7 protein-coding genes and 1 pseudogene are annotated in these 10,072 nt (G+C 64.7%); 2 read left to right on the top strand and 6 right to left on the bottom strand.

The genetic code is table 11. From position 1 onward, the window contains the following. Nucleotides 1-104 precede the first annotated feature (104 nt). The 5 genes from R5H32_RS20170 to R5H32_RS20150 all read right to left on the bottom strand — a co-directional run bounded on the left by R5H32_RS20170 (nt 105) and on the right by R5H32_RS20150 (nt 7,386). Nucleotides 105-1,001 carry a sulfotransferase domain-containing protein gene (locus R5H32_RS20170; RefSeq protein WP_318340448.1) on the bottom strand — a complete coding sequence of 299 codons (897 nt, stop codon included), beginning with the start codon at nt 999-1,001 and terminating at the stop codon, nt 105-107. 284 nt (nt 1,002-1,285) lie between these two features. Next, nucleotides 1,286-4,390 carry an efflux RND transporter permease subunit gene (locus R5H32_RS20165; protein ID WP_318340447.1) on the bottom strand — a complete coding sequence of 1,035 codons (3,105 nt, stop codon included), beginning with the start codon at nt 4,388-4,390 and terminating at the stop codon, nt 1,286-1,288. 3 nt (nt 4,391-4,393) lie between these two features. Then, nucleotides 4,394-5,524: an efflux RND transporter periplasmic adaptor subunit gene (locus tag R5H32_RS20160; protein ID WP_318340446.1), complete on the bottom strand. Its 1,131-nt coding sequence runs from the start codon at nt 5,522-5,524 to the stop codon at nt 4,394-4,396. 32 nt (nt 5,525-5,556) lie between these two features. Further along, a complete protein-coding gene (locus R5H32_RS20155; protein WP_318340445.1) occupies nt 5,557-6,720 on the bottom strand; it encodes an acyl-CoA dehydrogenase family protein in 1,164 nt (387 codons plus the stop codon). Between the two features lie 24 nt (nt 6,721-6,744). After that, nucleotides 6,745-7,386 carry a hypothetical protein gene (locus R5H32_RS20150; RefSeq protein ID WP_318340444.1) on the bottom strand — a complete coding sequence of 214 codons (642 nt, stop codon included), beginning with the start codon at nt 7,384-7,386 and terminating at the stop codon, nt 6,745-6,747. 134 nt (nt 7,387-7,520) lie between these two features. Between R5H32_RS20150 and R5H32_RS20145 the strand changes: the two genes are divergently transcribed. Further along, entirely contained in the window at nt 7,521-9,083 is a 1,563-nt protein-coding gene (locus R5H32_RS20145; RefSeq protein WP_318340443.1) for a winged helix-turn-helix domain-containing tetratricopeptide repeat protein, read from the top strand. 162 nt (nt 9,084-9,245) lie between these two features. Then, complete coding sequence (locus R5H32_RS20140) at nt 9,246-9,899, top strand: YgjV family protein (protein ID WP_318340442.1); 654 nt, start codon at nt 9,246-9,248, stop codon at nt 9,897-9,899. Between the two features lie 89 nt (nt 9,900-9,988). On the opposite strand, the pseudogene R5H32_RS20135 reads toward R5H32_RS20140, so the two are convergent. Continuing rightward, nucleotides 9,989-10,072: pseudogene (locus R5H32_RS20135) on the bottom strand (IS5/IS1182 family transposase); the annotation flags it as partial.

Below are 10,072 nucleotides of genomic sequence, written 5' to 3'. Positions count from 1 at the left end.
GACGCGCCATCTGCTCGTCCGTCAGCCAGAAAAGGTTGCTCATGCTCAGGTCTCCTTGCGGAGCCTGAATCACGCCGAAAGTCGGAAATCAATGGGTCTGGAGCCTAACTGCCGCCCGCGAGCAGCCAAGTTCGCGCCTTTTCGTCGGGCACAAGTTCAGCAAGGCGTGTATTGAAAAGGTCGATCTCTGCTGGCGAGAGCTGGCCTTCCCACTTGCCAGAGCTACCGGAGTCGAAAAATCCGGCGTCGGATTTCCAGTAGCCGGTACCGCCCACGGGAGCATAGTCGACTGCTCTAGCCTTCATGGCCCCGAAAACCGTGGCTGCTGCGACCTGATCAATCAATTCTGCGCTGGCCTCAATGCCAGCAGCCTTGGCCAGATGTTGCACAGTGCGGTGACCGTCGGGCAACATGTCCGAATAGTGAAAGACGTCCAGGTTTGGATAGCGTCCTGAAAGGACCGTTTCGGAATAGTGCAGCGTCAAGGACGCCAATGTGTCTTTGTCAAAATCGTCCGGGTCCACTGGATCATTGATAAACCGACGGATGGAATCCGGGACAGGCAAGCTCATCGGGTGATCCGGCGTGACAACTCTTTTGTTGGCTTCGTGTTTGCGTAGGGAAAAGAAGACATCCAGTGGGTGTCGGTAGACAGCAATGACTGTTACACCCTCCCAGATCGGAAACCCATCTGCCGGTGTATGCGTCTTCACCACCCGCCGCTCCTTTTGTGCCGCCAGCGTCGTCGCCACTTCATCGGCGGAAACCCCGAGGTCCGCGTCAACCCACGGAGACAGCACCGGTACCTTGTCCGGCAGATCCGCACTGCCATTGACAAGCATCGCAAGCATGGTTTGTGTCCAGGTCGTTCCACACTTGGGCGGCGTGCAGACAAGGATGTCGCCTTTTCTTGGGCTCCAGGTCGTCCAACGCAAAGGATCGGTGGTCGAACCACGATATTCCCGACCCGCGGGTGCAAGGACTGAAGCAGGATCATCCATGGGCCGACGATTTCACGGCCTGGCATATCTGGCAAGTCCGGCTGCTTCATTTGACCCCGAGCGCCCATGCCGCCCGTGCGTGGCTGGACCATCATGGCGGGGTTCCGTGCAGACCTGGACCGCCAAGGTCCGCTTTGTCCTGCAAAGCGGTCATCTAACAAAAAGCCTCAGATGTCTCCGATGAGCCCGGCGCGGACGTTCCTCCGGCAAAGAAGACCCGCTGCGCAACAACTGTCTGCTCCGAACCTGATGCGGCATTCGTCGCAGCAATTTCGCTTCCTCGCCTACTCCGCAGCAATCTTCACGTCGGGCGCTTGTATCTTGAATCTCTCCTTCGCGACGCTTGGCGGCGAGACGTGGTACCACCAAGCATAGAGAGCCGGGAGGAAGAACAGCGTAAGCAGGGTCGCGACGAACAAGCCTCCCATGATCACCATCGCCATCGGTCCCCAGAAGACCGAGCGCGACAGCGGGATCATCGCCAGGATCGCCGCCATGGCCGTCAGGACGACCGGGCGCGCGCGGCGGACCGTCGCCTCGACGATGGCCGTCCAGCGATCCAGCCCGTTCGCGACATTGGCTTCGATCTGGTCGACCAGGATCACCGAGTTCCGGATGATCATGCCTGCAAGCGCGATCTGGCCCAAGAGCGCGACGAAACCGAACGGCGCGGAAAACAGGTTCAGCGCAAGGGACGATCCGATGATGCCCAGTGGCGCGGTGATCAACACAATCGCAAGGCGTGCGAAGCTTTGCAGCTGGACCATCAGGATAGTCAGCGTCACCACGAGCATGATCGGGAACATGGCGAAGATCGAGCCGTTGCCCTTCACGCTTTCCTCGATGGTTCCGCCGGTTTCGATCCGGTATCCCTCGGGCAGCGCCGCAACAAGGGAGGCGAGCGCCTGACGGATCTCGGTCGAGACCTGGGGCGCCTGCACGCCGTCCACGATGTCGGAACGCACGGCGATCATCAGGTCGCGGTTGCGCCGCCAGAGGATCGGGTCCTCGAATGCAGGCTCTATCCGGGCGACCTGGGCAAGCGGCACGGCAACGCCGCCGCGGGTGGCGATGGTCAGGTCACCGACCCGCCCCGCGTCCAGCCGCTCGTCCGCCCTCGCGCGGGCAACGATCGTCACCATGTCGTTGCCCTCGCGCATCTGCGTGACGGGCAACCCGGAGATCAGGGTCTGCAGGCTTTCGGCCACGTCTTGCGTCGCAAGGGAAAGAGCACGCGCACGGTCCTGATCCACGGTCAGACGGATTGCCGGTGCTTGTTCGGTCCACTGCAGGTGCGGCTCCACGACCCCGGGATGGCGTGCCATGATCGCGCGCACGTCCTCCGCAATCTCGCGCACGCGGGCGGGCTCTTTCCCCAGCACCCGGAACTGAACCGGGTGCCCCACGGGTGGCCCGAAGTTGAAACGTGTCACGCGGGTGCGCGCGCCGCTCAGGGCGCCGTCCGCGATGGCGCCTTCCAGCCGGGCCTTGATCCGTTCGCGGGCCTCGGTGTCCTTAGACAGGATCACGATTTCCGCGAAGGCCGGGTTGGGCAGGACCGGGTTCAGCCCGATCCAGAAGCGCACGCTGCCCTGGCCCACGTAGCTGGTGGCGTGAATCACGTCGGGGTCTTCGGCCAGGAGCTCCTCGGCCTCGGCGACGGCCGCGGCGGTTGCCGTGATGGACGACCCTTCGGGCAAGTTCATCTGTAGGAACAACTCGGGCCGCTCGGAAAGCGGGAAGAACTGCTGCTGCACGTTCAGAAAGCCAAGGACCGCGGCCACGAAGATCGCGGCTGTGGCGACGACGGCCTTGCGGCGATGGCGGACGACCCCGTCCACCATGGCGCGAAGCCTGCGGTAAAGCGCCCCTCCATAGGGATCATGGCCGGGGTCTTGCGCCTTCGCGTCGGGCAGGAACTTCACGCCCAGATAGGGTGTGAACAGGACCGCCACGACCCAAGATACCAGAAGCGAGATCGCGACGACCCAGAAGATTCCGCCTGAATACTCCGCCACGGCAGAGGCGGCGAAACCCACGGGGATGAACCCGGCTGCCGTCACGAGCGTGCCGGTCAGCATCGGAAAGGCCGTGATGTCCCAGGCCGCGGCGGCGGCACTGGCGCGGTCCCAGCCTTCCTCCATCTTCACCATCATCATCTCTATCGCGATGATCGCGTCGTCAACCAGAAGCCCCAGCGCAATGATCAACGCGCCCAGTGTGATCCGGTTCAGGTCGATCCCCATGGCCGACATGATCAGGAAGACGATGGCCAGAACCAGCGGCACCGAAAGCGCAACGATCACTCCCGTCCGGAGACCCAGCGACATGAAGGAAACCACCAGCACGATGACCAGCGCCTCGGCGAAGGCCTTGAGAAACTCGAAGATCGAGTGTTCGACTACCTCGGGCTGATCAGCGATCTGGTCGATCGTGATGCCAACGGGCAGGTCGGCGCGGATCGACTCCATCACGGCGTCAAGTGCGTGGCCCAGATCGATGATGTTACCGTTTTCCAGCATCGACAGGCCAATGCCGATGGCGGGCTCGCGGTTCTGCCGCAGGAACGTGGCCGGCGGATCGGCAAAGCCGCGCCGCACCGTGGCGATGTCGCCCAGGCGGAACACGCGGTTGCCCGCGGCGACCGGCACGGCCTCGATCGCCGCAATGCCGTCAAGCGCCCCGGTGACCCGGACCGGGATCGACGCCGATGAGGTCTCGAACCGTCCCGCCGGGGCAACGGCGTTCTGCCGCGCGAGGCTTGCGAAGATTTCCTGCGGTCCGATTCCCAGCGTGGCCAGCCGGGCGTGGCTGAACTCCACGTAGATCCGCTCCGGCTGGGTGCCGAACAGGTCGACCTTCTTGACATCGGGCACGCGCAGGAGCCGCTGGCGAATGTCGTCGGCGATGTCCTTCAACTGCCCCAGATCGAGCTCCTCGGAAGACAGCATGTAGACCACGGAGTATACGTTGCCATATTCGTCATTGACCTGCGGACCCATGATCCCGGCAGGCAGGGACGGCCGGACGTCGTCCAGCTTCTTGCGGACCTGGTAGAACAGGTCCGGCACCTTTTCGGGCGCGGTCTCGTCGCGGAAAACCACGTTCGTCGCCATGAAGCCGGCCGTCGTGTAGGTTTCCACGCGGTCGAGGTTCTCCATCTCCTGCAGCTTCTTTTCCACCGGGTCCGCCACGAGGTCGCGCATCTCGGCTGCGGTCGCGCCGGGCCAGGCGGCCGAGACGATGGCCACCTTGATGGTGAAGTCCGGGTCCTCGGCCCGGCCAAGGCGTTGGAACGAAAGAGCCCCGGCGATGGCGAAGGTGAGCATCAGGAACAGGATCAGCACCGGGTGACCGACGGCGAAACGGGACAGGTTGACGTTTCCCATGACCTAGCCCTCCTTCTGAATTGCGCGGACGGTTTCGCCCGCCCGGATCTTGTGAACCCCGATGACGACGATCCGCTCTCCGTCGCGGAGACCGCTCGCGATGCGCGCGGTATCGGTGCCAATCCCGACGATGGCGACGGGGCGCCGTTCCGTGCGGCCTTCTTCGTCCACGGCCCAGACCGACGGGCCCTGCGCATCGAAAGACAGCGCCGACAAGGGAACCTCGGTCGTTGCCGTGTCCTCGGTGCGGGTCAGCCGGACCGTCGCGCTCATCCCGAGCGCGGGGGCGGCCCCATGCCGGTCGAGGCGATAGCGCGCCTCGAACGTGCGCGTGACCGGGTCCGCGATCGGCGAGAGCTCGACGAGGCGGGCCGGGATCACCCGGCTGTCCTCCGACCAGATCGCGACGACGGCGCGGCGTGTCCGGAGATCGGCGACAAGCCCTTCCGGCACCGCCATAATGGCTTCACGCCCGGCATCCCGCGCGATGCCGAGGATCGGCTGTCCCGGTGCCACGACCTGGCCGGGCTCGGCAAATTCGCGGGTCACGACGCCGTCGGCGTCGGCGCTTATTACGGCATGATCGAGCGCGTTCCGCGCCAGGTTCACCGCGCGCCGGGCCTGTTCGAACCGCCCGCGGGCCTCTTCGAACGCCACCTCGGCGTCGTCGGAGGCGCGGGTGCTGACCCATCCGCCCGTTTGCAGCGAACGGACGCGGTCAAGGGCCAGCCTTGCCTTCTCGTGGGCCGCCCGGGCGGCGGCGCGTTCGGCTTCGGCGGCCTGGAGCGCCAGCTGGAAATCGCTGTCGTCGAGGCGGGCAAGAACGTCGCCCCGACGAACGATGTCCCCGAGGGAAACAAGCCGCTCGACCAGCCGCCCGTTCACCTGGAAGGCGCGGGTCTCCTCGGTAGCCGGAGCGATCACGGCAGGCAAGCTGACGACGCTTTCGCTCCGGTCGGCGCGAACCGTCGCCACCAGGACGGGACGGCGGACCGGCCCCGCGTCTTCGGACGCCGGCGGGCTGCCCAGTCCGGCCGACGCCGTCATCCACTCCGGGCCGCCGATGCCGGAGAGCCCGGCACCGGTCACCGCAAGGGCGACGAGGGAAGAAGCGATCAGAAGCGTGCGTTTCATGGCGTGTTTCCTTCTGCGGGGTCCATTGGCTGCTACGCCGCCCGCGGGACGTCATCTTTGGTTTGGCCGGTCTCGACAGGGGCAAGCCCCAGAAGATGGCGCCCGGTGAAAACCTGTTGGCGCTTCTCCTGAAGCGGATGGAATTGGGCGGCGTGCGCGTCACGCAGGAGCCGCTCGATCCCGGCCTTGCGGAAAAAACCGGATCCGCCCAACACTTCGAGCGCCTTCTCCGTCGTCGCGATCACGTGACGTGCGGCAATCGCCTTTCGGGTCAGGATGGCACTGGCGAGCTCGACGGTTGGGGCGAAGTCGAGATCGTTCGCCAGCCGCACCATGTCGTCGCGCGCGAGCCGCGCGGTGGTCAGCAGGTTTTCCATCTCGCCCACCAGGATTTGCGTGACCGCATCGCCTGCGCGCCCTTTCGCGCGCGTTTGTGCTATCTCGGCGGCTGCTTCCGCGATGCCGAGGTAGGCCGACATGATGATCGGCATCGCCACCGTGAGGATGACGCTGAAGGCGGGGTGGAATCCGGCCTGCGAACGGCGTAGCGAAATCGCCGCCTCGGGCACGAAGACCTCCGACAGTTGGATCGTCTGGGATCCCGTGGCCCGCATCCCCATGGTCTGCCAGTCGCCCATGAGCGTCACGCCCTCGGACTTGAGCGACAGCGGGAAGTGTAGGACCTGGGGCGCTTCCCCGGGCAGATCGAGCACGGCGGAGGTGATCATCATGTCCCCGGCTGAAGAGCCGCTGGCGAAGGGTTTTATCGCACTGATCCTGTAGCCGCCGTCGACAGGCTTGGCAGTCCCGTTTGACTCCAGCCAGTCGTTGGCACCGGTGCTGACGAGCACCAGTTCGCCTGCCGCCACCTTTTCAAGAAGCGCCTTGCCTGGACGGCCCGCCCTGTCGTTGGCGACCGCCGCAGATACGAGGTGCTGATGCATCGCCAGTGCGAGCGCGGTGGACGGGCAATGCCGCGCCACGCCGCGGATGAACTCCGCAATTTCGCCATGGCTGGCGCCGCCGCCGCCGTAGGACATGGGCACCTGGGCCGAAAAGACCTTTCGATCGCGAAGCAACTGGTAGTTTTCGGAAACGAAGCCGTCAGTGGCATCCAGCCATTCGGCGCTTTGGGCGAACTTGGGACCCAGGTCCGTCAAGATGGCGGGCAGGTCGATCTTGGTTTCGCGTGTCATGAGGTGATCTCCTTTGGGTTCGGCTCAGCTTTCAGGCCGTTCGGGAAGAAACTGTACGTTCTGTACGAGGCGGCATGTGTTAGGCCCGGTGTTTCCCGAGGCCCGCGCGGCGGCCGGCATGGGCGGGGGCAGGCTTTCGTCCGTGCAGCCCCCGCGATAGGTGCCGAGCATCTCAACCATGCGGCCCTCGATGGCCGGGCCATGATCGTTCAGCACGAAGTGGATCTCGGCCGCCGGCGGATCCTGAAGCCCATGGCCGAAGAAGGCCTCCGGCAACGCGCCGACTTTCTGGATGCCGGTAATGTACAGGGTGCCGTCCGCGCGCGCGACCGCACCGCCGACGACGCCCACGTCGGATCGAACGATGTCGGACCGCCCGAGCACGTCCTTGGGCGTGCAGGGCAGGGCCGGGCACTCGGAAGGACGGTTCATGACTGCCATCAGGAGCGTGTAGGCGTGGCCAGGGTGCAGCTCGGCGCTTTGGAAGTCGAAATGGACGCCGGCCGTGCTCGTGGCCAGCGCGACGCGCGCGCCCTGGATCGCGTGCACCTCGCCTTGGGACGGGTGCGACTTGAGTGCGGCCTCGCGGACCGTGTCGGCAAATCCGCCCTGGCACGACAGTGCAAGGGCAATGCAGGAGGCGAACGCCTTTGTGGTGCGGGACATGGGAATTCCTTTCCTGTCTGGTCTCGCTTCAGTGCAGGCAACCTGCACGATCCCGCCCCCCGGCGATTGAGGTAAACCTGTGGAAGTCTGAGGAATTCTTGGATAAACGCCCGAGTGCGGCGTATCATTACGCCATGCGGCTGCAATTCGGGGCATATGAGCTAGATGAAGTCCGCGGCGAACTTTCGCACGCGGGCGAGGTCGTTGCGGTCGAGGGGCGCGTCCTTTCGCTGCTGTCCCTCCTGCTGCAGAACCGTGACCGCCTCGTCAGCAAGGACGAGATCGTGGATGTCGTGTGGGACGGTCGCGCGATCTCGGACAGCGCAATTTCGACGGCGATCAAGGAGGCCCGAAAGGCTGTGGGCGACGACGGCCGCAGGCAGGAGGTGATCCGCACGGTCCACGGGCGTGGCTTTCGCTGCGTGGCGGATGTCCGGATCATGCCCCGTGCCAAAACTGCCGATAGCGAAGTCGTGCTGCCGGAGACCGATTTTCTCCTTTCCCTGGACGAGGGAAAGCCGTCCATCGCGGTTCTGCCGTTCCAGTCGCTCGAACCCTCGCCGGTCTGCGCCACGCTTGCAGAGGGTGTTCCGGCCGAGCTGATCTCGGGCCTGTCGCGCCTGCGCTGGATCGACGTGGTGGCGCGTGGATCGTCGTTCCGGTTCCGGGACATGGAGCACGACCCCGCGCGGCTGCGCGACGTGCTGCGGGTGGGATACATCCTGTCCGGCCTCGTGAACCTGTCGGATAGCCGCGTGACCGTGACGGTCGAACTGACCGAGACACTTCAGGGCCGTGCGATCTGGGGAGAGACCTATCGGGGGACGTCCGACTCGGTTCAGGAAATCCGGTCGGACATCGTCGGCAGCCTGGTCGCCGCGCTGGAGACGCGGATTCCCCAAAACGAGGTCAGGACGCCCCGGTTCGACACGACCGGCAATCTCGATGCCTGGTCGGCCTATCACCTGGGACTGCAGCATATGTACCGGTTCAACCGGCCCGACAACGACGCAGCGGCCGAGCTGTTCCGTTCGGCCATCGAGCGCGAGCCGGGGTTCGCCCGCGCCCATGCCGGCCTGTCCTTTACCCAGTTCCAGAACGGCTTCATGCAATACGGCCCGGAACGTCAGCGCGCGATCGACGCCGCCCTAGAGTCCGCAGAGAACAGCCTTGACCTCGACCTGCTCGATCCCTTCGCGAATTACTGTATGGGACGCGTGTGCTGGCTGAAGGGGGACTTGGACGGGGCCGCAGGCTGGCTTGACCGCAGCGTCGAGATTTCACCGAACTACGCCCAGGCGCTTTATGTCAGGGGGCTGATGGACGTCCTGTCCGGCAAGGGTGAGGCGGCACGTGCCAACACGATCCGGTCAATGTCGCTCAGTCCGCTCGACCCGCTCCACTACGCCATGTTGGGGACCCACGCACAGTCCTTCGTCGTCGACGGGGATTACGAAGCGGCAGCAAAATGGTCTGACAGGGGGGCGCGTGCGCCCCGGGCACATCACCTTCTGGCCTGCGTCGCTGCCGTTGCCCACCAGCTGGCCGGCGATCGGGACCGCGCCCGGTACTGGGCCGAGAATGCCCGGTCGCGACGCCCCGGCATGTCGTCCGAGGCCTTCTTCAGCGCCTTTCCCTTTGCCAAGCACGCCAGCCGGGACGAGATCGAGCGCGCCCTGAAGGAACTCGGTTTCTGACGGCTGTGTGTGCCGCGGGCGCTCTGCCTCGCTGGTTCCGTGGCTGGGTCAGGATTCCCCACGGCTCCTTCACCAATTCCCCAGACTGGCCCCAAGTTCGCCATCGGCCCCTCCGGTAGCCCTGACCCGCGCCACGTTTCGGCGCGGATCAGGAGAAGACCGATGATCACGCTGCATGAACTCCTCGAACCCGGAAGCATTGCGCTGCTGCCCGGCGCGATTGGCCTCGCTGCCCAGTTGACGTGGCCTCTCATGCGAACCCGCCGTGGAATACTAAACGTGCAGGCCGCGATCGGACTAGGATACGGGACACAATATGCCCTGCTTGGCGCCTGGAGCGGTGCGGCCGTGGCGTGGCTGGGCGGGGTGCAGACCCTTCTGATCCTGTTTCTCGGGGCGGAGCATATGCGCAAGATCGCATTTGGCGTGTTTCCGTTGCTCCTTGGAATCTGCACACTGACTTGGAGCGGCATTCCCACCCTGCTGGCGCTGGTCGCTTCCGGACTAGTCATGCTGGGCAGATTGCAGCAGGACACTCTTTCCCTTAGGCGCCTGCAACTTGGTGCGGCTCCTTTCGGGGCGGCGCACGATCTTTACGTCGGGGCACTGCCCGCCTTGTTCGGTGCGCTGGTCTCCGCAGCAATTGCTGCACTGGCCTTGCGACGAGAAGTGCTTTCCAAGCGTATGGAGACTGTTGCACCGGGCAGTCGATCGTCGGTGATCGGGGCCAATACTGCCGACCGAGAGATAAGTGTCATGGTATGCCAGAAAGGGAGGTTGTTCGCTTCGGCAGGGCCAGGACTGGGAGATACCTAACGATCCTCCTCCACGGCATGCCTGGTCGAGTGGAGATCCACCTGAAGCGAGCCCGGGGCACGAGATTTAGGCTCCAGACTCATTGATTTTCAAAGCCAGAACATGACGGTTGCGGCGAGGGCGACGGCGGACAGGAAGACCTTTGGGCATCGATCGTAGCGGGTTGCAACGCG

This window comes from Defluviimonas sp. D31 (assembly GCF_033436765.1).
Taxonomy (GTDB): domain Bacteria; phylum Pseudomonadota; class Alphaproteobacteria; order Rhodobacterales; family Rhodobacteraceae; genus Albidovulum.
The sequence above is the reverse complement of the archived record's forward strand: the minus strand, read 5'-3'. Positions and strand labels throughout refer to the sequence as shown.

What these genes read in the sequence shown, in the direction of transcription:
- R5H32_RS20170 (WP_318340448.1), bottom strand. Translation starts at nt 1,001, where the DNA reads ATGGATGATCCTGCTTCAGTCCTTGCACCCGCGGGTCGGGAATATCGT.
- R5H32_RS20165 (WP_318340447.1), bottom strand. Translation starts at nt 4,390, where the DNA reads ATGGGAAACGTCAACCTGTCCCGTTTCGCCGTCGGTCACCCGGTGCTG.
- R5H32_RS20160 (WP_318340446.1), bottom strand. Translation starts at nt 5,524, where the DNA reads ATGAAACGCACGCTTCTGATCGCTTCTTCCCTCGTCGCCCTTGCGGTG.
- R5H32_RS20155 (WP_318340445.1), bottom strand. Translation starts at nt 6,720, where the DNA reads ATGACACGCGAAACCAAGATCGACCTGCCCGCCATCTTGACGGACCTG.
- R5H32_RS20150 (WP_318340444.1), bottom strand. Translation starts at nt 7,386, where the DNA reads ATGTCCCGCACCACAAAGGCGTTCGCCTCCTGCATTGCCCTTGCACTG.
- R5H32_RS20145 (WP_318340443.1), top strand. Translation starts at nt 7,521, where the DNA reads ATGCGGCTGCAATTCGGGGCATATGAGCTAGATGAAGTCCGCGGCGAA.
- R5H32_RS20140 (WP_318340442.1), top strand. Translation starts at nt 9,246, where the DNA reads ATGATCACGCTGCATGAACTCCTCGAACCCGGAAGCATTGCGCTGCTG.